The organism is Streptomyces cyaneofuscatus (assembly GCF_042718795.1).
In the GTDB taxonomy this organism is placed as follows: domain Bacteria; phylum Actinomycetota; class Actinomycetes; order Streptomycetales; family Streptomycetaceae; genus Streptomyces; species Streptomyces cyaneofuscatus_A.
Map to the genome: position 1 here is coordinate 16589 of NZ_JBHXOX010000011.1, position 22375 is coordinate 38963.

Annotated in this window: 19 protein-coding genes and 1 pseudogene; 17 read left to right on the forward strand and 3 right to left on the reverse strand. The window is 70.5% G+C overall.

Translation table 11 applies throughout. From position 1 onward, the window contains the following. Nucleotides 1–237 precede the first annotated feature (237 nt). The 13 genes from ACFWRT_RS14570 (at nucleotide 238) to ACFWRT_RS14630 (ending at nucleotide 18444) form a co-directional block, all read left to right on the forward strand. Nucleotides 238–1341, forward strand: coding sequence for a branched-chain amino acid aminotransferase (locus ACFWRT_RS14570; RefSeq protein ID WP_380950917.1), 1104 nt, complete (start codon nucleotides 238–240; stop codon nucleotides 1339–1341). 164 nt (nucleotides 1342–1505) lie between these two features. Continuing rightward, a complete protein-coding gene (locus ACFWRT_RS14575; RefSeq protein WP_380950916.1) occupies nucleotides 1506–2546 on the forward strand; it encodes an agmatine deiminase family protein in 1041 nt (346 codons plus the stop codon). 97 nt (nucleotides 2547–2643) lie between these two features. Beyond that, on the forward strand, nucleotides 2644–3255 hold the full coding sequence (locus ACFWRT_RS14580) for a TetR/AcrR family transcriptional regulator (RefSeq protein WP_380950915.1): 612 nt from the start codon (nucleotides 2644–2646) through the stop codon (nucleotides 3253–3255). Between the two features lie 312 nt (nucleotides 3256–3567). Beyond that, nucleotides 3568–5175 carry a citramalate synthase gene (gene cimA / locus ACFWRT_RS14585; RefSeq protein WP_380950914.1) on the forward strand — a complete coding sequence of 536 codons (1608 nt, stop codon included), beginning with the start codon at nucleotides 3568–3570 and terminating at the stop codon, nucleotides 5173–5175. Between the two features lie 238 nt (nucleotides 5176–5413). Next, entirely contained in the window at nucleotides 5414–6388 is a 975-nt protein-coding gene (locus ACFWRT_RS14590) for a LacI family DNA-binding transcriptional regulator (protein ID WP_380950913.1), read from the forward strand. Nucleotides 6389–6476: 88 nt separating this feature from the next. Beyond that, nucleotides 6477–8156, forward strand: coding sequence for an ABC transporter substrate-binding protein (locus ACFWRT_RS14595; RefSeq protein WP_380950912.1), 1680 nt, complete (start codon nucleotides 6477–6479; stop codon nucleotides 8154–8156). Nucleotides 8157–8175: 19 nt separating this feature from the next. Beyond that, complete coding sequence (locus ACFWRT_RS14600; protein WP_380950911.1) at nucleotides 8176–9288, forward strand: ABC transporter ATP-binding protein; 1113 nt, start codon at nucleotides 8176–8178, stop codon at nucleotides 9286–9288. Beyond that, nucleotides 9285–10265: an ABC transporter permease gene (locus ACFWRT_RS14605; protein WP_380950910.1), complete on the forward strand. Its 981-nt coding sequence runs from the start codon at nucleotides 9285–9287 to the stop codon at nucleotides 10263–10265. Before ACFWRT_RS14600 ends, ACFWRT_RS14605 begins: the two co-directional genes overlap by 4 nt. Nucleotides 10266–10271: 6 nt before the next feature. Further along, a complete protein-coding gene (locus tag ACFWRT_RS14610) occupies nucleotides 10272–11276 on the forward strand; it encodes an ABC transporter permease (RefSeq protein ID WP_380950909.1) in 1005 nt (334 codons plus the stop codon). After that, complete coding sequence (locus tag ACFWRT_RS14615) at nucleotides 11273–12268, forward strand: ABC transporter ATP-binding protein (RefSeq protein ID WP_380950908.1); 996 nt, start codon at nucleotides 11273–11275, stop codon at nucleotides 12266–12268. Before ACFWRT_RS14610 ends, ACFWRT_RS14615 begins: the two co-directional genes overlap by 4 nt. A gap of 74 nt (nucleotides 12269–12342) precedes the next feature. Beyond that, on the forward strand, nucleotides 12343–13755 hold the full coding sequence (locus ACFWRT_RS14620) for a GH1 family beta-glucosidase (RefSeq protein WP_380950907.1): 1413 nt from the start codon (nucleotides 12343–12345) through the stop codon (nucleotides 13753–13755). Nucleotides 13756–13898: 143 nt separating this feature from the next. After that, nucleotides 13899–16997 carry a glycoside hydrolase family 3 protein gene (locus tag ACFWRT_RS14625; protein ID WP_380950906.1) on the forward strand — a complete coding sequence of 1033 codons (3099 nt, stop codon included), beginning with the start codon at nucleotides 13899–13901 and terminating at the stop codon, nucleotides 16995–16997. Between the two features lie 58 nt (nucleotides 16998–17055). Further along, on the forward strand, nucleotides 17056–18444 hold the full coding sequence (locus ACFWRT_RS14630) for a hypothetical protein (protein WP_380950905.1): 1389 nt from the start codon (nucleotides 17056–17058) through the stop codon (nucleotides 18442–18444). A gap of 22 nt (nucleotides 18445–18466) precedes the next feature. On the opposite strand, the gene ACFWRT_RS14635 is transcribed toward ACFWRT_RS14630, so the two are convergent. Then, a complete protein-coding gene (locus tag ACFWRT_RS14635; RefSeq protein WP_380950904.1) occupies nucleotides 18467–19474 on the reverse strand; it encodes a YdcF family protein in 1008 nt (335 codons plus the stop codon). Nucleotides 19475–19624: 150 nt separating this feature from the next. Here ACFWRT_RS14635 and ACFWRT_RS14640 point away from each other — a divergent pair, with 150 nt between their 5' ends. From ACFWRT_RS14640 to ACFWRT_RS14650, 3 genes are all read left to right on the forward strand, one after another. After that, on the forward strand, nucleotides 19625–19858 hold the full coding sequence (locus tag ACFWRT_RS14640; RefSeq protein WP_380950903.1) for a hypothetical protein: 234 nt from the start codon (nucleotides 19625–19627) through the stop codon (nucleotides 19856–19858). Nucleotides 19859–20047: 189 nt separating this feature from the next. After that, on the forward strand, nucleotides 20048–20932 hold the full coding sequence (locus tag ACFWRT_RS14645) for an AraC family transcriptional regulator (protein ID WP_380950902.1): 885 nt from the start codon (nucleotides 20048–20050) through the stop codon (nucleotides 20930–20932). A gap of 176 nt (nucleotides 20933–21108) precedes the next feature. Next, entirely contained in the window at nucleotides 21109–21351 is a 243-nt protein-coding gene (locus tag ACFWRT_RS14650; RefSeq protein WP_380950901.1) for a hypothetical protein, read from the forward strand. Between the two features lie 76 nt (nucleotides 21352–21427). On the opposite strand, the gene ACFWRT_RS14655 is transcribed toward ACFWRT_RS14650, so the two are convergent. Both ACFWRT_RS14655 and ACFWRT_RS14660 read right to left on the reverse strand, forming a co-directional pair. After that, complete coding sequence (locus ACFWRT_RS14655) at nucleotides 21428–21637, reverse strand: DUF397 domain-containing protein (RefSeq protein WP_380950900.1); 210 nt, start codon at nucleotides 21635–21637, stop codon at nucleotides 21428–21430. Nucleotides 21638–21714: 77 nt separating this feature from the next. After that, a pseudogene (locus ACFWRT_RS14660) lies at nucleotides 21715–21951 on the reverse strand (Scr1 family TA system antitoxin-like transcriptional regulator); the annotation flags it as partial. Between ACFWRT_RS14660 and ACFWRT_RS14665 the strand changes: the two are divergent. Further along, the gene (locus tag ACFWRT_RS14665; protein WP_380950899.1) at nucleotides 21904–22344 is read left to right on the forward strand and encodes an ATP-binding protein; all 441 of its coding nucleotides are present in this window, start codon (nucleotides 21904–21906) and stop codon (nucleotides 22342–22344) included. The pseudogene ACFWRT_RS14660 and the gene ACFWRT_RS14665 overlap by 48 nt on opposite strands. Nucleotides 22345–22375 lie beyond the last annotated feature (31 nt).

The window sequence follows — 22375 nt, forward strand, 5'->3', positions numbered from 1 at the left end:
GCCGCCGGGTCGCATCAGCGCCCGGCGGCTTCACCTGTGCGGCCCCCGGGTGCCACCATCGACCCCTGGACCGCATTCCCACCATTTCGTACCTGGCCCCCCGCAAGCGATAATCGAACGCGGGGCCGTGGCTCGTGGTGAAGCTCGGACGTCCTAGGACCTGACCGGAAAGTGTCGGGAGGAGGACGGGCGTGGGCGCGGTCCATCACACACAAGACCGGTGAAGGACACGCACTCATGACGACGCCCACGATCGAGCTCAAGCCCTCCTCGAACCCGCTGTCCGACGCGGAGCGCGAGGCGATCCTGGCCAGCCCCGGATTCGGCCGGCACTTCACCGATCACATGGTGACGATCCGCTGGACCGAGGGCCGTGGCTGGCACGACGCCGAGCTGGTCCCCTACGGCCCGCTGTCGCTGGACCCGGCCAACATGACCCTGCACTACGCGCAGGAGATCTTCGAGGGGCTCAAGGCCTACCGCCAGCCCGACGGCTCGGTCGCCTCCTTCCGCCCCGACGCCAACGCCCGCCGCTTCCAGCGCTCGGCCGCCCGCCTCGCCATGCCGGAGCTGCCCGTCGAGACGTTCATCGAGGCGTGCGACGCGCTGGTGCAGCAGGACAAGGCGTGGGTCCCGGCGCACGGCGGCGAGGAGTCGCTCTACCTGCGCCCGTTCATGATCGCCACGGAGGTCGGCCTCGGTGTGAAGCCGGCCAACGAGTACCTCTTCCTGGTCATCGCCTCGCCCGCCGGCGCCTACTTCCCCGGCGGCGTGAAGCCCGTCTCCATCTGGCTCTCCGAGAACCGCGTCCGCGCGGTCCCCGGCGGCGTCGGCGACGCCAAGACCGGCGGCAACTACGCCGCCTCCCTCCTCGCCCAGGCCGAGGCCGCCGCACACGGCTGCGCCCAGGTCGCCTACCTCGACGCCGTCGAGCACAAGTGGGTCGAGGAGCTCGGCGGGATGAACCTGTACTTCGTGTACGAGCAGGAGGACGGCTCCAAGAAGATCATCACGCCCTCCCTCACCGGCTCCCTCCTCGCCGGCGTCACCCGCGACTCCCTCCTCAAGGTCGCCCGCGACCTCGGTTACGGCTCCGAGGAGGGCCGCGTCTCCATCGACCAGTGGCGCGACGACACCGCGAAGGGCACCCTCACCGAGGTCTTCGCCTGCGGCACCGCCGCCGTCATCACCCCCGTCGGCATCGTGAAGACGGCGAACGGCGAGTGGACCCAGGGCGACGGCACCCCCGGCGCGGTCACCATGAAGCTGCGTGACCGCCTGCTCGACATCCAGCGAGGCATCGCCGAGGACACCCACGGCTGGATGCACCCACTCGGCTGAGGACCCCTCCACCCAGGATCAGGCCGCACCCGCTCTCTTCGCGGGTGCGGCCTTTTCCCTGTCCGAGGAATAGAGCGCTGCTCGAACAGGAGCGCAAGAAACTTCCTTACAGCCCCAGGGCATCGTTAGAGTGGCACTCTAATCACCGTGACCAGGAGCCCCACATGCCCGCCACTTCCGTCACCCCCACCCCCTTCCGCATGCCCCCCGAATGGGCCCCCCACGAGCGCACCTGGATGGCCTGGCCCGGGCCCAACCCCACCTTCGCCTCCGCCGACGAGCTGGCGGAGGCCCGCCGCGCCTGGGCCGCTGTCGCCCGGGCCGTACGCCGGTTCGAGCCCGTCACGATGGTCGTCGGGCCGGGGCAGGAGGAGGGGGCCGCCGCCCTGCTCGGCCCCGAGGTCGAGCTGGTCGTCCGGCCGCTCGACGACGCCTGGATGCGGGACATCGGGCCCACCTTCGTCACCGACGGCCGCACGCTCGCCGCCGTCGACTGGACGTTCAACGGCTGGGGCGCCCAGGGCTGGGCCCGCTGGGAGAGCGACCAGCACATCGCCCGGGCCGTCGCCGAGCTGACCGGCACCCCCGCGCACAGCTCCCCGCTCGTCAACGAGGGCGGCGCGATCCACGTCGACGGCGAGGGCACCGTCCTGCTCACCGAGACCGTCCAGCTCGGCGAGGAGCGCAATCCCGGTTGGACCCGTGAGCAGGTGGAGGCGGAGATCCACGCCCGCCTGGGCACCGAGAAGGCGATCTGGCTGCCGCGCGGGCTGACCGGCGACTACGGGACGTACGGCACGCTCGGCCATGTCGACATCGTCGCCGCCTTCGTGCGCCCGGGCACGGTCGTCGCCCACGTCCAGCCCGACCCGGCCCACCCCGACCACGAGGTCTCCCGGGAGCTGCTGGCCGTCCTGCGGGCCGCCGCGGACGCCAAGGGGCGCCCGCTGGAGGTCATCGAGGTCCCCGCGCCCACCGTGCTCCGCGACGAGGACGGCGAGTGGGTCGATTACTCCTACATCAACCACTACCTCTGCAACGACGGCGTGGTCCTCTGCGCCTTCGACGACCCGCGCGACGAGGAGGCCGCCGCGATCTTCCGGGGCCTGTTCCCGGACCGTACGGTGACCCTCGTCGACGCCCGTACGATCTTCGCCGGCGGTGGAGGCATCCACTGCATCACCCAGCAGCAGCCCAGGATCTGAACCCGGTCAGCAGCCCAGGATCTGAACCCGGTCAGCAGCCCAGGATCTGAACCCGGTCAGCAGCCGAAGGCCCGACCCACCCCGAAAGTCCGGTCCCATGCCCCCCACCCCCCGCCGCACCCACCACGCCGCCCCGCCCCGTGAGGACGTCCTCGCCGCCGCCATGGCCACCATCGCCGCGCGCGGGCTCGACGGGCTGACCATGGCGGGGCTCGGGCGCGAGGTCGGTATGAGCAGCGGGCACCTGCTCTACTACTTCCGGACCAAGGACGAGCTGCTGCTCCGCACCCTGGAGTGGAGCGAGGACCGCCTCGGGGCGAAGCGGCGCGCCCTCCTCGCCGAGCCGGGGACCGCCCGCGAGCGGCTGGACGCGTACCTCCGGCTCTACCTCCCCGCCGGGCACCGCGACCCCCACTGGACGCTCTGGCTGGAGGTCTGGGGCCGCTCGCAGAACGCGGACGACGACGCCCGGGGCCGGCAGGCCGCCATCGAGGGGGCCTGGCACCGGGACCTGGTCGCGCTGCTCGCCGAGGGGGTCTCGCGGGGGGAGTTCCGGGCGGTGGACGCGGACCGGTTCGCGACCCGGCTGCGGGCGCTGCTGGACGGGTTCAGCATCCATGTGACGGTCGGCATCCCGGGAACGGGCCGGGAGCAGATGCTGGCCCAGGCGGCGGAGTTCCTGGACGAGGCGCTGACGCAAGACGGCTGACCGAGCGATGCGACCGGCGTCACGACCGCATCCTGAGACGCCGGTGTCACGGACGCGTCACTGTGCGAGACTGCTGCCGTGTCCTCGTTCGTCATGATTATTGGCAGCAGGCGCGCCGGTCCGCAGTGACCGTCCCGTACCACCCTGTACGGCGCGGCCACCGTGCCCCAGACCCGCGCGCAGACCTCTCGCACCCGCGAGGGGTTTTTTCGTTTTCCGGCCCGCACCCGGGCCGGGCGGAGCGCGCGGGATGATGGGGGCAAGTGGAGCCCGATCGTCCGGATCCACTCATCCGACAGGAGTCAGATCAGCATGACCACCAAGGCCAACGCCACCGACGACAGTTTCCATGTCTTCGACACCACACTGCGCGACGGTGCTCAGCGTGAGGGCATCAACCTGACGGTCGCCGACAAGCTGACCATCGCCCGGCACCTGGACACCTTCGGGGTCGGGTACATCGAGGGCGGCTGGCCGGGTGCCAACCCGCGCGACACGGAGTTCTTCGCCCGGGCCCAGCAGGAGATCGCCTTCGAGAACGCCCGGCTCGTGGCGTTCGGCGCGACCCGCAGAGCCGGTGGCAGCGCGGCCGAGGACCCCCAGGTGCAGGCGCTCCTGAACTCCGGCGCCCCGGTGATCACGCTGGTCGCCAAGGCGCACGACCGCCATGTGGAGCTGGCCCTGCGCACCACCCTGGACGAGAACCTGGAGATGGTCCGCGACACCGTCTCCCACCTGCGCGAACAGGGCCGCCGGGTCTTCGTGGACTGCGAGCACTTCTTCGACGGTTACCGGGCCAACCCGGCGTACGCGAAATCCGTGGTCCGTACCGCGTACGAGGCGGGTGCCGAGGTGGTCATCCTCTGCGACACCAACGGCGGGATGCTCCCCGCCCAGGTCCAGGCGGTCGTCTCCACCGTCATCGCGGACACCGGCGCCCGGCTCGGCATCCACGCCCAGGACGACACCGGCTGCGCGGTCGCGAACACCCTGGCCGCCGTGGACGCCGGCGCCACCCACGTCCAGTGCACGGCCAACGGCTACGGCGAGCGGGTCGGCAACGCCAACCTCTTCCCCGTCGTCGCCGCGCTGGAACTCAAGTACGGCATGAAGGTGCTGCCCGAGGGCGCGCTCGCCGAGATGACCCGGATCTCGCACGCGATCGCCGAGGTCGTCAACCTCACCCCCTCCACGCACCAGCCGTACGTGGGTGTCTCGGCCTTCGCCCACAAGGCCGGGCTGCACGCCTCCGCGATCAAGGTCGACCCGGACCTCTACCAGCACATCGACCCGGAGCTGGTCGGCAACACCATGCGGATGCTGGTCTCCGACATGGCGGGCCGCGCCTCCATCGAGCTGAAGGGCAAGGAGCTCGGCGTCGACCTCGGCGACGACCGGGCCCTGGTCGGCCGGGTCGTGGAGCGGGTCAAGGAGCGCGAACTCCAGGGCTACACCTACGAGGCCGCCGACGCCTCCTTCGAACTCCTGCTCCGCGGCGAGGTGGAGGGCAGGGCCCGGCGCTACTTCCGTACGGAGTCCTGGCGGGCGATCGTCGAGGACCGCCCCGACGGCACCCACGCCAACGAGGCCACGGTGAAGCTCTGGGCCAAGGGCGAGCGCATGGTCGCCACCGCCGAGGGCAACGGCCCGGTCAACGCCCTGGACCGGGCCCTGCGCGTCGCCCTGGAGCGGATCTATCCGCAGCTCGCCAAGTTGGAGCTGGTCGACTACAAGGTCCGCATCCTGGAGGGCCGTACGGGCACCGAGTCCACCACCCGGGTCCTGATCACCACGGGCGACGGCGACGCCGACTGGGCGACCGTGGGGGTCGCCGAGAACGTCATCGCCGCGTCCTGGCAGGCGCTGGAGGACGCGTACACCTACGGCCTGCTGCGGGCGGGCGTGGAGCCCACCGAGTAGCGCGACCCGTCCCGCCCGCGAGAGCCGCTGCCCCGACCCGGGGCGGCGGCTCTCGCGCGTTCAAGAGCTGAACGCACAACGCGCCCTGCCCGCCCGGCAGATGAGACCGGCCCAATCTCGGTGTGAAGTATTGACGGCCCTGTATCGGCGGGGTTAACTCCTGCCGCAACGCCGGTACCGGTTCCGGAACCGGTACCGGAAACCTCTCCAGCACGTCTCCCGGCCCCTGGAGGCCCAGATGCGCGTCACCATCGCCGATGTCGCCCGTGAGGCCGGCGTCAGCAAGACGACCGTGTCGCGGGTCATCAACACCAAGGGCGAGGTGGACGGTTCCACTGCCGCCCGCGTTCGTGAAGTGATCGCACAGCTCGGCTATGTGCCCAGCTCCGGAGCCGTGGGCCTGGCCCGCGGCTCCAGCCGCACCGTCGGCATGCTGGTCCCCTCGCTGACCTGGCCGTGGATGGGCGAACTGCTCCAGGGGGTCGTCGACACCGTCGAGGCCGCCGACTACGGGCTGCTGCTCTTCACCTGCAACCGGGGCGCCGAGTCCGTCCAGCGCTTCACCACCCAGGTGACCGCGCGCGCCTTCGACGGGCTCGTCGTCGTGGAGCCGGAGAACACCCTCGGCCACCTCACCGCCCTGCACCGCGACGGCCTGCCGATCGTGCTCATCGACGACCGAGGCCACCACCCCGCGTTCCCCTCCGTCGTGACCACCAACCACGAGGGAGGAGCGTCGGCGGCCCGCCACCTGCTCGCCGCCGGACGCTCCAGGCCCGTCGTCCTCACCGGACCCCAGCACTTCGGCTGCGTACGGGACCGGCTCGGCGGCTTCCGCTCGGTCCTGCCCGAAAGCGTCGTCGTCGAAGGCGACTTCACCGAAGTGGGCGGCCGCCTCGCGATGGAGGAACTCCTCGCCCGGGGCGTCACGTTCGACTCCGTCTTCGCCCACAACGACATCAGCGCCGCCGGCGTGCTGCGCGCCCTGCGGGTCGCCGGGCGCAGGGTCCCCGACGACGTCGCGGTCGTCGGCTTCGACGACATCCCGATGGCCGAACACACCGAACCGCCCCTCACCACCGTGCGCCAGCCCACCCGCCGCATGGGTGAGACGGCCGCCCGGATGCTGCTCTCCCACCTCGGCGGCACGCCCGTACCCGACGGCCCGGCCGTGCTGCCCACCGAACTGGTCGTGCGCCACTCGGCGCCGTGACGGACCCGGCCGCCCGGCCGCGCCCCGCCTCAGCCCTTCCACCCTCCGCCGGATCGCCCCGACCCGGCAGCCCCTCCCTGGAGTCGCCATGTCGTCACGCCGTCGCACCACGCTCAGAGCGGTCGCCGCAGCCACCGTCGTGATCGCCCTCGCCGCCGGTTGCTCCAACGCCAACTCGGGCGCCAACAAGAACGGTGGCGGCTCCGCCACCGGCGTACTGACCCTCGGGAAGCCGGACGGGCCGCAGACCAACAACGGCAACCCGTTCCTCAACACCTCGGCGGGCGCCACCCTCGGCTACCGGTACATGATCTACGAGCCGCTGGCCATGACGAACATGATCAAGCCCACCGACAAGGCCGACCCGTGGCTCGCCACCGACTGGGCGTGGGAGGCCAACTTCACCAAGGTCACCTTCACCCTGGACGCCCGGGCGAAGTGGGCCGACGGCAAGCCCCTGACGGCGGCCGACGTGGAGTTCACCTTCAACCTCCTGAAGAAGCACTCGGCGCTCAACTGGAACGGCATCCCCTTCGACGGGATCGCGGTCGAGGACGGCAAGGTCGTCCTGACCTTCAAGGAGTCCCAGTTCGTCAACCAGAACAAGATCATCCAGACCTTCATCGTGCCCAAGCACATCTGGGAGAAGGTCGAGAACCCGGAGACCTGGCCCAACCGCACGCCCGTCGGCTCCGGCCCGTACAAGCTCAAGACGTTCACGCCGCAGACCACCACCCTGACCGCCACGCCGAGCTACTGGAACGGCAAGACCAAGGTCAAGGAGCTGCGCTACACCGCGTACAACGACAACAGCGCCGCCACCACCGCGCTGGCCACCGGCAAGGTCGAGTGGTCCTTCGTCTTCATGCCGAACCACAAGCAGCTCTTCATCGACAAGGACCCCAAGAACCACAAGCTCTGGTTCCCCTCCGGCCTCGGCATCCACGGCCTCTGGTTCAACACCGCCCGCAGGCCCTTCGACAACCCGGCGCTCCGTAAGGCGATGGCGATGGTCATCGACCGCAAGGCCATCCACATCCAGGCCCAGGCCACGCTCTACCCGGAGATCACCAACCCGACCGGCATCCCGCTCCCGGCCGGTGAGCCCTTCCTCGCCCCCGAGTACCAGAGCGCCAACACCAAGCCCGATGTCGCCGGGGCCAAGAAGATCCTCGACGAGGCCGGCTTCGAGCTCAGCGGCGGGGTGCTCAAGGACCCGTCCGGCAAGCCGGTGACGCTCACCTTCACCGACCCGGCCGGCTGGAACGACTACATCACCGGTCTCGCGATCATCAAGGACAACATCAAGCAGCTCGGCATCGAGGCCAAGGTCAAGACCCAGACCGCCGAGGCCTGGGGCGTGGACGTGGCCAACGGCAACTTCGACGCCACCCTGCGCTGGACCAACAGCGGCGCCACCCCGTACGACATGTACCAGAACGTCATGGACGGCGCCCTCCTCCAGCCCATCGGCAAGAGCTCCCAGCAGGGCAACTTCGGCCGCTTCAAGAGCGACGAGGCCACCGGAGCCCTGAAGGAGTACGCCAACGCCAAGGACGAGAGAACCCGTACCACGGCGCTCAACACCATCCAGAAGATCTTCGTCGAGCAGGCACCGATGATCCCGACCGCCGCCGCGCCCATCGGCGCCGAGTACTCCACGAAGAACTGGATCGGCTGGCCCACCGAGGCCAACCCGTACGCCCCGCCGCAGCACACCCAGCCCAGCGCGCTGGAGATCGTGCTGAACCTCACGCCCGCCAAGTAAGTACGGGGAAGAACCGGCCATGACCACCGATCAGTCCGAGACCGTGCGCACCGGCACCGACGTGGTGCTGGAAGCGCGCGGGGTCACCAAGCACTTTCCCCTGCGCCGCACCGCGCGCGACCTGTTCGCCCGCGAGCGCCGCAGCGTCCACGCCGTCGACGACGTCTCGCTCAAGCTCCGGCGCGGCACCGTCACGGCCCTGGTGGGGGAGTCCGGCTCGGGCAAGTCCACCGTCGCCCGCCTGCTCGCCCAGCTCCACCCACTCACCTCGGGGGAGATCCGGCTGGGCGGCGAGCCGGTCGTGGCCGGTCGTGGCCGGTCCTTCCGCCGCTACGTACGCCGGGTCCAGCTCATCTTCCAGGACCCGTTCGCCTCGCTGAACCCGGTGCACACCGTGCGCTACCACCTCACCCGCGCCCTGAAGATCCACGGCCGGGCGGGGAACGGGGACAAGGAGCTGGAGCAGGCGCTGACCGACCTGCTGAACCGGGTCCAGCTCACCCCGCCCCACCAGTACCTGGACAAGTTCCCGCACGAGCTCTCCGGCGGCCAGCGCCAGCGCGTCGCCATCGCCCGCGCGCTGGGCGCCGACCCCCAGGTGCTGCTGGCCGACGAGCCGGTCTCCATGCTCGACGTGTCGATCCGGCTCGGCGTCCTCAACCTGCTGCGCGACCTCAAGGAGCGCCTGCACCTGGCGATCCTCTACATCACCCACGACATCGCCTCCGCCCGCTACTTCGCGGACACCACCCTGGTGATGTACGCGGGGAGGATCGTCGAGGGCGGCGACAGCGAGAGAGTCACCCAGCGCCCCGCCCACCCCTACACCCAGCTCCTCATCGCCTCCGCGCCCGACCCGGACCGGATCGTCGCCGAGGAGGAAGAGGAGGAAGAGGAGGAAGAGGAGGAAGAGGAGGAGACCGGCACCGGCGAGCCACCCTCCCTCATCGCCCCGCCGGCCGGCTGCCGCTTCCACCCGCGCTGCCCGAAGGCCATGGAGCGCTGCCGCACCGAACTCCCGCCGCGCTTCGACCTGGCGGACGGACAGTGGGCGGCGTGCTGGCTGTACGAGGGCGGTGACGCGACCCCGTACGGGAACGCGGTCGCGGCCGGCAAGGAGGCATCCCGGTGAAGTACCTCCTCCAACGGCTCGCGTTCTACGCCGTCACCGCCTGGGCCGCCATCACCATCAACTTCCTCATCCCGCGCCTGATGCCCGGCGACCCCGTACAGGCGCTGCTCAGCCGCTACCAGGGCCAGCTCGACACCAAGGCCATCGACTCCCTCAAGGCCCTCTTCGGCCTCGACGAGCAGCAGTCGCTCTGGCAGCAGTACACCGACTACTGGGCCCACCTCCTCGACGGCGACCTCGGCCTCTCCTTCACCTTCTTCCCGACCCCGGTCAGCGAGGTGATCGTCCAGTCCCTGCCGTGGACGCTCGCCCTGGTGGGCGTCACGACGCTCCTCAGCTTCCTCCTCGGCACCGGCATCGGCGTCTACAGCGGCTGGAAGCGCGGCTCCTGGCTGGACGGGCTCCTCCCCGTCACCACCTTCATCTCCTCCATCCCCTACTTCTGGCTCGGCCTCATCGCCATCGCCCTGTTCGCCGAGAAGTGGTCGCTCTTCCCGAACTCCGGCGGTTACGACAGCGCCCTCGTCCCGGCCTTCGACTGGCCGTTCATCTCCAGCGCGCTCTACCACGCGTTCCTGCCCGGCGTGACGATAGTGCTGAGCGCGGTGGCCGGCTGGATCCTCGGCATGCGGAACATGATGGTCACCGTCTCCTCCGAGGACTACGTGATGGTGGCGCAGGCCAAGGGCCTCTCCGAGCGGCGCGTGATGTTCGGCTACGCGGCCCGCAACGCCGTCCTCCCCAACATCTCCGGCTTCGCCCTCTCCCTCGGCTTCATCGTCGGCGGCACGCTGCTGGTCGAGATGGTCTTCACCTATCCGGGCATCGGCTTCCAACTGCTCCAGGCGGTCGGCGCCAAGGACTACCCGCTGATGCAGGGCGTCTTCCTGATCATCACGCTCTCCGTCCTGGCCGCGAACCTGCTGGCCGACCTCGTCTACGCCGCCCTCGACCCCCGCACCCGGAAGGAGGCGTAGCCCGCCATGTCCATCACCGCCACCGATGTCGCCGTCCTGGACGGCGCGCCCGCACCCGAGGCGCCCACCCGCCGGGCCCGGCTCCGGTTCCTGCGCGGGGGCAAGACCCGTACCGGGCTGCTCATGCTCGCCTTCTTCGTCCTGCTGGCCGTCATCGGCCCGTGGATCGCCCCGTACGACCCCGACGCGATGAGCGACCAGCTCCTCCAACCGCCTTCCGGCGCCCACTGGTTCGGCACCACCCACACCGGCCAGGACGTCTTCTCGCAGATCCTCGTCGGCACCCGGGGCGTCCTGATCGTCGGGTTCGTCGCGGCGGTCATCGCCACCGTGCTGTCCGTCCTCATCGGGGTCACCGCCGGGTTCCTCGGCGGGGCGGTCGACGAGATCCTCTCCGCGCTCGCCAACATCTTCCTGGTGCTGCCCGGACTCCCGCTGATCATCATCGTCGCGAGCTTCGTCCCGGACACCGGCGACCTGCTCATCGCCTTCGCCATCGCCCTGACCTCCTGGGCCTGGGGATCGCGCATCCTGCGTGCCCAGACGCTGTCGCTGCGCCGCCGCGACTACGTGGAGGCCGCCCGCGCCACCGGCGAGTCCACCTGGCGGATCATCCTCTTCGAGATCATGCCGAACCTCACCGCCGTCATCGCCTCCGGCTTCGTCGGCACGGTCATCTTCGCCGTCCTCACCGAGATCACCCTCGCCTTCATCGGCGTCGCGGACATCTCGCACTGGAACTGGGGCACGGTCCTCTTCTGGGCCCAGTCCAACCAGGCCCTCGCCCAGGGCGCCTGGTGGTGGTTCGTCCCGGCCGGCCTCTGCATCGCCCTGCTGGGCACCGCACTCGCCCTCATCAACTTCGGCATCGACGAGTTCGTCAACCCGCGCCTGCGCACCGCCACCGGCTCCTCCCGGAAGGTGAAGATGCGCGTCGGCTTCACGCCGGTCGCCCGGAAACCGCTGAACGGCGGCCATCGCCAGCACAGCAGCAAGGAGCCGCGCCCATGAGCGCCGAGCCGGTCCTCACCATCAGCGGACTGAACGTCGACTACGGCACCGACGAGCGGGCCGTGCACGCGCTACGGGACATCGACCTCACCCTGCACCGGGGCGAAGTCCTCGGCCTGGCAGGGGAGTCGGGGTCGGGCAAGTCGACCCTCGCGTACGCCGTGACCCGGCTGCTCGCCCCGCCCGGGGTGATCACCGGGGGAGAGGTCCACTACCACCGGCAGGGCGGCGACCGGCTCGACATCCTCTCGCTCTCGCCGGAGCAGTTGCGCGCCTTCCGCTGGCAGGAGCTGTCCCTCGTCTTCCAGGGCGCGATGAACTCGCTCAACCCGGTGCACACCGTCCACAGCCAGCTCACCGACGTACTCAAGGCGCACCGCCCCGACCTGAAGAAGGCCCAACGGACGGACCGAGCGAAGGAGTTGCTCAGCCTTGTCGGTATCTCCGCCGACCGGCTCGCCGCCTACCCGCACCAGCTCTCCGGCGGGATGCGGCAGCGCGTGATGATCGCGATGGCGCTCGCCCTGGAGCCCGAGATCGTCATCATGGACGAGCCGACGACCGCGCTGGACGTCGTGATGCAGCGCCAGATCCTGCGACGGCTGGTCCAGTTGAGGGAACAGCTCAACTTCTCCGTCGTGTTCATCACCCACGACATCTCGCTCCTGATCGAATTCTCGGACCGGATCGCGATCATGTACGGGGGCCGCATCGTGGAGGAGGCGGGCGCGGCGGAGATCTACCGCGACCCCCGCCACCCCTACAGCGACGGGCTGCTCCACTCCTTCCCCGCCCTCCACGGCCCGCGCCGCGAGCTGACCGGCATCCCCGGCTCGCCGCCGCACCTGTCCGCGATGCCGGCCGGCTGCGCGTTCCACCCGCGCTGCGGCAAGGCGTTCGAGCCGTGCGGCGTACGGGTCCCGCTGCTGGCGGCCCCGGCCCAGTCACCCGCCGAAGACCGCCGCACGGTCGCCTGCCATCTGCACGGCTGACCGGAACCGCCCGGCCAGGACCGGTCGCCCCGGCCCCACCCGACCAGGCTCCTCCCTCTACGTACGGAGACCGGATGAACCTCGCCACCACCCCGCAGCGCACCCTTCGGCCCACCGCGCTGAGCGGGCTCCCGGCCGGCTTCCGCTGGGGCGTCGCCACCTCCTCGTACCAGATCGAGGGTGCGGCCACCGAGGACGGCCGCACGCCCTCCATCTGGGACACCTTCTGCCGGGTGCCCGGCGCCGTCGAGGGCGGCGAGAACGGGGACGTGGCCTGCGACCACTACCACCGGATGCCCGAGGACGTGGAGCTGATCGCGGGCCTCGGCGTCGACACGTACCGCTTCTCGCTCGCCTGGCCCCGCATCCAGCCGGGCGGCCGGGGCCCGGCGAACGAGAAGGGGCTGGACTTCTACAAGCGGCTGATCGACGAGCTCCAGGGCCGGGGCGTCACCCCCTGGATCACCCTCTACCACTGGGACCTGCCGCAGGAGCTGGAGGACGCGGGCGGCTGGCCCGCGCGGGACACCGCCCTGAGGTTCGCGGAGTACGCCTCCCTCGCGTACGAGGCCCTCAGCGACCGGGTCGAGCACTGGACCACGCTGAACGAGCCCTGGTGCTCGGCGATGCTCGGTTACGCGTACGGCCTCCACGCCCCCGGCCGCAAGGACTTCGGCGCCTCGATGCACGCCGTCCACCACCTGCTCCTGGGCCACGGTCTGGCCGCGCGGGCGATGCGGGAGGCGGCGGGAAGCAACCCGCTGGAGCTCGGCATCACCCTCAACCTGGGCACCGCGACCCCGGAGACCCCCAGCGAGGCCGACCGCGACGCCTGCCGCCGGGCCGACGGCATGGGCACCCGCCTCTACCTGGACCCGATCGTCCACGGCCGCTACCCGGAGGACGTGGTCGCGGACCTGGCCGCCCAGGACGCGGAACTCCCCGTGCGGGAAGGAGACTTGGCGGCCATCTCCACGCCCCTCGATGTCCTCGGCGTCAACTTCTACCGGGGCATGCAGTTCTCCGGCACCACCGAGGACGGATCGACGGCCGACGCCGAAGGGCTGCCCGTGGTCCGGATGGTGGAGCGGGATCTGCCGCGCACCGCCATGGACTGGGAGATCACCCCCACCGAACTCACCGACCTGCTGGTCCGGTTGGAGAACGACTACGGGCTCCCGACCGTCATCACCGAGAACGGCGCCGCCTTCGACGACACCGTGGCCGCCGACGGCTCGGTCCCGGACGCCGACCGCACCGCGTATCTCGCGGATCACATCGACGCGGTGGTCGCGGCCCGTACCCAAGGGGCCGATGTCCGGGGATACTTCGCCTGGTCGTTGATGGACAACTTCGAGTGGGCCTACGGCTACGACAAGCGGTTCGGCATCGTCCGCGTCGACTACGCCACCCAGACCCGCACGCTCAAGGACAGCGCCAAGTGGTACCGCGACACGATCCGGCTCACCAGGGACGGGCAGCGGTAACCGCACCGCGGCTCACCCGGGACGAGCAGCGGTAACCGCACCGAACAAGCGGTAACCCGCGGCCCCGTTCCAGAATCTCACTGACCCCTTTCCTCTCCAGCTCCAGCGACCCACCCGCCCCCGACATGAGAGCGCTCTCACCCATGCCTCGTAGCTCACACCCCCGCCCCCGCAAAGGCAGAAGCAGACCCGCGACAGCCGCCCTGGCCGCCGCCGCGGTCCTGGCCACCCTGCTCGCCGGCGCCGCGCCCAGCCAGGCCGCCGCCGACGACCCGGCCCCCGTCCTCATCGACCGCTTCGAGGGCGAGGTGCCGCTCGGCAACAACCCGCCCGCCGACGCCATCTTCACCTGGGGCGGCGATGCGGACGACCACCCCGAGCTGAAGCTCACCGAGCGCGCGGACGCCCCCGAGGGCGAGCAGGTCCTCGAAGGCTCCTACGACATCAGCGCCTGGGGCGGGTTCAGCCACGAGTTCGCCGTGGACACCCCGCCGCAGAACTGGACCGCGCACCAGGGCATCCGCTTCTGGTGGTACGGCCAGAACACCGCGCCCCTGCCGCCCGGTTCGGGCAAGCGCATCAACTTCGAGATCAAGGACGGCGGTGCCAACGGCGGCGCGTCCGAGCTGTGGACCACCTCCTTCACCGACGACTGGGAGGGCTGGCACCTCGTCGAGATCCCGTTCGCGGACTTCGTCTACCGGGCCGACTACCAGCCCGTCGGCGGCATCGACCAGATCCTCGGCCTGAACGAGATGTGGGGCTACGCCTTCACCATGCCGGGCGGCGCCCCCGGCACCTTCGCCCTGGACGCCGTGGAGCTGTACGGCAAGGCGGACCCGGCGCTCACCGCGAGCGTGGTCACCGACACGGCCGTGCGCCCGGTGAAGAACGGCTCCAGCGCCGACCTCACCCTCTCCGTCGCCACGACCGGCTCCGTCCCGACGGAGGAGCCCGTCACCGTCACGTACACCACCAAGGGCGGCACGGCGGTCGCGGGCAAGGACTACACCCCGGTCACCGGCACCCACACCTTCCCCGCGGGCACCGCCTCCGGCACCACGCACAAGGTCACCGTCCGCACCGCGAAGGCGGCCGAGCCGGCCGAGGCGAAGACGATCCCGCTGGAGCTGACGGTCACCGGCGCCAAGGCCCCGAAGGAGAACCCGCAGGTCGTCATCGACGCCCACGGACTCCCGTACCAGAACGCCAAGCTGCCGGTGAAGCAGCGGGTCGCCGACCTGCTCTCCCGGCTCTCGCCCGCCGAGAAGGCCGGCCAGATGACCCAGGCCGAGCGCAACGCGCTGCGCGCCCCCGGTGACATCGCCGCCTACGACCTCGGCTCGCTGCTCTCCGGCGGCGGCTCGGTCCCCACCCCCAACACGGCCGCCGCCTGGGCCAAGATGGTCGACGCCTACCAGTTGCGCGCCCAGGCCACCCGCTTCCAGATCCCGCTGATCTACGGCGTGGACGCGGTGCACGGCCACAACAACGTCGTCGGCGCGACGATCATGCCGCACAACATCGGCATCGGCGCCGGCCGCGACCCGAAGAGCGCCGAGAAGACGGGCGCGATCACCGCCAAGGAAGTCCGCTCCACCGGCGTGCCGTGGGACTTCGCCCCCTGCGTCTGCGTGACGCGCGACGAGCGCTGGGGCCGCTCCTACGAGGCGTTCGGTGAGGACCCGGCGCTGGTCGAGGCCATGGAGACAGTCATCCAGGGTATGCAGGGCGACCCCTCCGGCAAGGACCTGCACCGCAACGACAAGGTGCTCGGCAGCGCGAAGCACTTCGTCGGGGACGGCGGCACCGAGTACGGCTCCGCCACCACCGGCTCGTACACGATCGACCAGGGCATCACCAAGGTCACCCGCCAGGAGCTGGAGGCAGTCCACCTGTCGCCGTTCGCGGAGTCGGTCAAGCGGGGCGTGGGCACGATCATGCCCTCCTACTCCTCGCTCGACATCCTGGGCGACGACCAGGGCCCGGTGAAGATGCACGCCCACGCCGAGATGATCAACGGTGTCCTCAAGGACCGGATGGGCTTCGAGGGCTTCGTCATCAGCGACTGGCAGGCCATCGACCAGATCCCCGGCGACTACCCGAGCGACGTCCGTACGTCGATCAACGCCGGACTCGACATGATCATGGTCCCGACCGCGTACCAGGAGTTCACCAAGACGCTGAAGGAGGAGGTCGCGGCCGGCCGGATCAGCCAGGCCCGGATCGACGACGCGGTCTCCCGCATCCTCACGCAGAAGTTCCGCCTGGGCCTCTTCGAGAAGCCGTACGCGGACACCACGCACCTGGCGAAGGTCGGCTCGGCCGAGCACCGCGCGGTGGCGCGTGAGGCGGTCGCGAAGTCGCAGGTGCTGCTGAAGAACGAGGGAGCGGTCCTGCCGCTCAAGCCGGACCAGAAGGTGTACGTCGCCGGGTCCAACGCCGACGACATCGGCAACCAGGCCGGCGGCTGGACGATCAGCTGGCAGGGCTCCTCCGGCAGGACCACTCCCGGCACGACGATCCTGGAGGGGATGAAGAAGGCGGCGAAGACCCCCGAGTCCGTCACTTACTCGCGCGACGCCTCGGCCGCCACGGACGGCTACGACGTCGGCGTGGTGGTCGTCGGCGAGACCCCGTACGCCGAAGGCATCGGTGACGTCGGCAACGGCCACGACCTTGAGCTGACGGCCGCCGACAAGGCAGCGGTGGAGAAGGTCTGCGCGGCCATGAAGTGCGCGGTCCTCATCGTCTCGGGCCGGCCGCAGCTCATCGGCGACCAGCTCGGCACGATCAACGCGCTGGTGGCCTCCTGGTTGCCGGGCTCCGAGGGCGACGGCGTGGCCGACGTCCTCTACGGCAAGCGCGCCTTCACCGGACAGCTTCCGGTGACCTGGCCGAAGTCGCAGGCGCAGCTCCCGATCAACGTCGGGGACACGGCGTACGACCCGCAGTTCCCGTACGGCTGGGGCCTGACGACCCTGAAGAAGCCCCCGGTCGGCGGCGAGCTGACCCTGACCGCCCTGGCTCTCGCCGCGCAGATCGCGGAGAAGGCGAAGCTGGGGAAGACCCCGGCGGGCAAGGCGATCGTGGACCAGGCGCGGCTGCTGGTCCAGCAGAAGATCGACGGGAAGTTCACGCAGGCGGTGTCGAAGCCGTTCGCGGAGGCGGACCACCTGCTGCTGACGGGTGACCTGACGGGCGCGGTGGCCAAGCTGCGCACGGCGTACAGGGCCGCGTAGGTACCCCGCTCTCCAGGCGGGCGGCGGCGTTCGTCGCCCGCCTGGAGTAGCGTTAAGTATGAGGAAAAGGCTTTTCCCCTCGCTGTTGGCGGGCCTGCTGCTCATCATCGCAGCGGCTGCACTCGCCCTGACCTCCCCTGCGTCGGCCGCCCCCGCGGCGACGATCACCGACGCCGCCCAGGCCCTGCGCGAGGACCCGGTCTATGTGGACCCGGCCGCCCGCGATCAGCTCTCCGTCGCTGACGAGAAGGCCCTGGAAGCCACCATCCAGAACGCTGACAAGCCGGTCTTCGTCGCCGTCCTGCCCGACACCCAGGCCTTCCCCGAGGAAGGCCTCCTCACCACCCTGCGCAACGACACCGGCATCACCGGCGTCTACGCGGTACGCCTGGGTGACGGCTTCGACGCGGGCGCGGACCCGCAGGTCATGCCGACGAGGGCGGTCGACAACCTCACCGCCTCCGTCAAGAACCCGGCCACCGCCACCGACGCACCGGCCCAGCTCAACGCCTTCGTCGACCGGGCCGTCGAACAGGCCCGGGGCACCGCCCCCGCCTCCTGGTCGGGCGGCTCAGGTTCGGCCGACGAGTCCGGCGCCCCGGTCTCCGGCCTGATCACGCTCGGCGCCCTGGTGGCGGCGGGCGGCGCGGGCGCGTACGCGATCTCCCGCCGCAACAAGCGGAGGAAGGCGGAGGAGGAGCGGGCGGCCCTGGACAAGCTCCGGGTCGTGGTCGACGAGGACATCACCGCGTACGGCGAGAAGCTGGAGCGCCTGGACTTCCACCCCGCCGAACCGGGCGCCGACGACACCATGCGCGGCGACTACGAACGCGCTCTGGACTCCTACGAGACCGCCAAGACGAAAATGTCCGAGGCCGAACACCCCTCGGACGTGCGCGGGGTCACCCAGGCCCTGGAGGACGGCCGCTTCTCCCTCGCGGTCCTGGAGGCCCGCCGCACCGGGACGGCGATCCCGGCCCGCCGCCCACCGTGCTTCTTCGACCCCCGCCACGGCCCCTCGGTCACCGACGTGCTCTGGACCCCTTCGGGCGGCGCGTCCCGCGAGGTCCCGGTCTGCGGCGCGGACGAGGCCCGGCTGACCCGGGGCGAGGACCCCATGAGCCGTACGGTCGATGTCGGCGACGGCGACCGCCGTCCGTACTGGGAGGCGGGCCCGGCCTACGGCCCCTGGGCCGGCGGCTATTTCGGCGGCGGCCTGCTCCCCGGCCTCCTGGTCGGCACGATGCTCGGCTCGATGCTCGCGACCCCGGCGTACGCCTCCGAGTACGGCGGCGGTGACTTCGGCGGCGGCGGCGAGTGGGGCGGCGGCGACTTCTCCGGCTCGGACTTCGACTCGTCGGGCTTCGGCGGGTTCGGGGACGGCGGCGGCGGCTTCGGCGACGGAGGCGGTTTCGGTGGCGGCGGCTTCGACGGCGGCGGCTTCTAGGGGTCTGGTAGGCCCGGAGCCGCTACCGCACCGCCCACCAGACGAGCACGCCCCCGAGGACGATCAGCGAGCACAGCACCACATTGATCCGCTTGTAGTCGACGAGGACGGCGGCGAATTCGCGCAGCGTCGCGTTGGGCCAGAAGTACGCGGCGGTGGGCGCGCCCACGACCTGCCCGCGGATCTGCATCCGGCGGGCGGTGAGGGCGGCCCGGAAGGCGTGGTAGTTGTTCGTGACGACGACGCACCGGTAGTCGGGCTTGGCCTCCTCCATGATCGCCTTGCTGAACCGCAGGTTCTCCTCGGTCGACGTCGACCGGTCCTCCCGCCTGATCAGATGGGCCGGAAACCCCTCGGCCACCAGGTGGTCGGCCATGGCGTGCGACTCGGGCAGCTCCTCGTCCGCCCCCTGCCCGCCGGAGGTGATGAGCACGGGGGAGCCCCCGCGCCTGGCGAGCCGCGCGTGCACGTCCTGCCCGCGCTTCAGCCTGCTCGCGAGGAGCGGCGGCACGGTGGTGCCACCGATGAGCCCGGACCCCAGGACGACCACGAAGTCGGCCTTGCGGCGCACCCGCAGCCGCCCGTAGAGGAACGCGTAACAGACGAAGCACAGGAAGAGGAACGAGAAGTAGAGCGCCAGCCCACCGGCGGCGGCCGCCACCCCGATCAGCACCGGATGCCGCAGGCTCACGGCGGTGGCCAGCAGCGCGACGACCCCGACGATGGCGAGGGCGGCGGCCAGCGAGAGCAGGTTACCCGGACTCCGCCCCTCCTTGCGCAGCATCCGTACGCCGTTGACGAACAGGAAGTACGTCAGCAGAAGGACGGCCACCGCCCCCAGCACGAGCAACGACCAGGCGGCGACCGCGCCGGAGGTGGACTCGGACCGGATGAGTTCGTACAGCCAGGCGGCCAGGGCGCAGAGCACGGCGAGCCCGAGGATGACGGCGTTGCTGAACTTCCTGCGGTCGTGCAGCACGCTCACGCAGAAGACGAGGAGGAGGAGCGCCGCAGGGGCGTAGACGAGCATGGGCACAGGGTAGGGGGCGGGGTTCGGGCGGTTGACGGCGAGGTGGGGCCCGGCCCGGTCGGGCCGGAACCGGGCACGTCCGGCACCCCGGAAACTCAGGGCGCGAATTCAGGGCGTGCCCTTTCCAGGGGCTGAGCCGTTGAACCCGTCATGAAGAAGCGAAGCGTTCTCGCCGCCGTCACCCTCGCCACCGGAGCGGTCATCGCCGCCATCGCCCCGCACCCCGGAGGCGGGGACACGGCCCACGCGGCCGAGCCGCCGATCAGCCTGGGCGCGCTGGACAACGTCAGCGAGCTCGGCAAGGTGGTCGACGGCGCGGCGGAGACGACCTCCTCCACCGCGGGCACGGTGACCACGACCCTCTCCGACGCCCGCTTCAACTGAGCCGACAGACAGAGACACAGTCACCGTTTACAGGCGGCCCCCCGGGAAGAACCGGGTGGGCCGCCTTTCGCATGCCCGGCATTCCCTCCCTCCCTCCCTCCCTCCCGACCGACCGATCCGGGCACGGACGGTCGGGTCCGGCAGGCTGGTCCCTTCCTACGGTGAACGGGAAAGGAAGGCGGGACAAGGTTGCTGGACCGACTGAACGAGGCCATGGAGTACATCGAGTCGCATCTCGGTGAGCGCATCGAAGCCGCAGAGCTGGCGCGTATCGCGATGACTTCGGAGTACCACTTCCGCCGGATGTTCTCCGCACTGGCGGGCGTACCGCTGGCGGAGTACATCCGCCGGCGCCGTATGACCCTCGCGGGCGCCGAGGTGCTCGGCGACCCGGACCGGACGCTGCTGGACGTGGCCGTGCGGTACGGCTACGACACGGGGGAGGGCTTCGCCCGCGCCTTCCGTGCCGTGCACGGCGTCGGACCGGGTGAGGCCCGGCGGAGCGGTGCGGTTCTGCGGTCCCAGCAACGCCTGACCTTCCGACTCGTCGTCGAAGGGAGCAGTGCCATGCGTTACAGGCTGGTGGAGAAGGAAGCGTTCCGGGTGGTGGGGAGGCGGGCACGCGTCCCGCTGATCCACGAGGGGCCGAATCAGGCCATCGCGGAGTTCATCCGTGGCATCGGGCGGGAGGAGCTGGACCGTATCGCGGCCCTCTCCGACCAGGAGCCGGCCGGGCTGGTCGGCGTGAGCGACCAGCTCGACCCGAGCCGGGCAGAAGGGACCGAACTGACCTACTACCACGCGGTGGTGACGGGCCAGCAGAACCTCCCCGATGACCTGGACTCGCTCGACGTACCGGCCGGTTCCTGGGCGGTGTTCGCAAGCGAGGGCCCGTTCCCGCAGGCCCTCCAGTGCCTCTGGCGGGACGTGTTCACCCAGTGGTTCCCCTCGAACCCGTACGCCTCCCGGCCCGGCCCGGAGATCCTGCGGGTGCGGCTGTACGAGGAGGGGAAGCGGGCGGAGGCGGAGCTGTGGATCCCGGTGGAGCGGACGGATCGCGGCGCGATCGCGTAGGCGGAAAAGCGTCGGTTTCCGGCCAGGGGGCATATGCGATGCCTTAATGGTCCAGACCTGTTGTGCGGGTGCTCCTCGCTCGCTAGCTTCTTCCTGGCGGCGCGCGCTGATCGGTTCGGCTCTACCCATTCACTGATGCACAGTCATGTGCGTTGATTGAAAACGGAGTTACCGACATGCGTACACGTATCACCACGCTCGCGGTCACGGCAGTCGCGGCGGCCGCGATGGTCCTCGGCACGGCCTCCACCGCCTCCGCCGTGGGCTCGGGCTACACCATCCGGGGCCACTACGCATCACAGGCGGAGTGTCAGGCCGCCGGGGCGGCCGGCGCCGCCGCCCACATCTGGAGCCCGCTCTACATCTGCAACCCGTACGCGGCCAAGCCGGGCGTGTACGAGCTGTGGGTGCGCTACTAGGCCGTCCCGCGCCCATGAGAACCGCCCCGTTTCCGGCCGAGGGGCCGGGGGCGGGGCGGGTGCGCGTGCGGAGGGTTCAGAGCGCGGTGCCGCTGTGCACGAAGGCGCTCCAGGCGGCGGGCTCGACGGTGAGGACGGGGCCGTCGGTCACCTTGGAGTCGCGGATGTGGATGGCGGCGGGGTGGGCGGCGACTTCGACGCAGGCTTCGCCGTCACCGTTGCTGTAGCTGGACTTGAACCAGTGGAGGGTGGTGTTGTCGGGGGCCGGGTGTGCTGCGCGGGACATGTTTCTCCAAGCAGTGCGTCCAGTAGCCGGGCGCTCTCCTCGACGGTGAGCGCCTGGGAGCGCAGCATCCCATACCGCTGCATGAGAGCGCTGACGTCAGCCGGCTCGTCGTACAGCTCTGCGCGTAGCTGGCCGCTGATGTAGGCGAGCTGGTCATGGTCGGGGGTCTCCAGCAGGATGAGCGGTCCCGAGAGCCCGGCGTGCCGAGGGGTGTTGCGGGGCATGATCTGAATAGTGACGAACGGCAGATCCATGCAGCGCCGCAGATGGAGAAGCTGCTCCCGATAGCGCTCTTTCCTGGGGATCTTCTCCACCGCGACTCGCAACGCGCCCTTGGTCTGCAGCAGTTCATCGAGCCGGACGGCCAGGTCCAACTGAAGCGCCCGCCGCCCCTGCTCGATCGAGGCGAGAGCCGCGCGCACGACGTACTGCTCTGCGTAACCGAACTGGCGACCAACGCTCTCCGGCACGGTGTCCCGACTGGGCGTGGCTTCCGGGTCCAGATCTTCCTGGAGCGGATGGAGATGGCGCTCCGGGTCGAGCTGCGCGACAGCGGCGACGGCAGGGTCCGGGCGGCGGATGCTCTCCCGGGTGTGGAGGACGAGGGTGGCCGGGGGCTGCTGCTGGTCGGGGCGCTGGCGGACAAGTGGGGGGTCGCGGAGCGGAACCCCGGCAAGATCGTGTGGTGCGAGTTCAACCTCGGGTAAACATTGCTGTTTCGGCAAGCGTCTTTGTCGT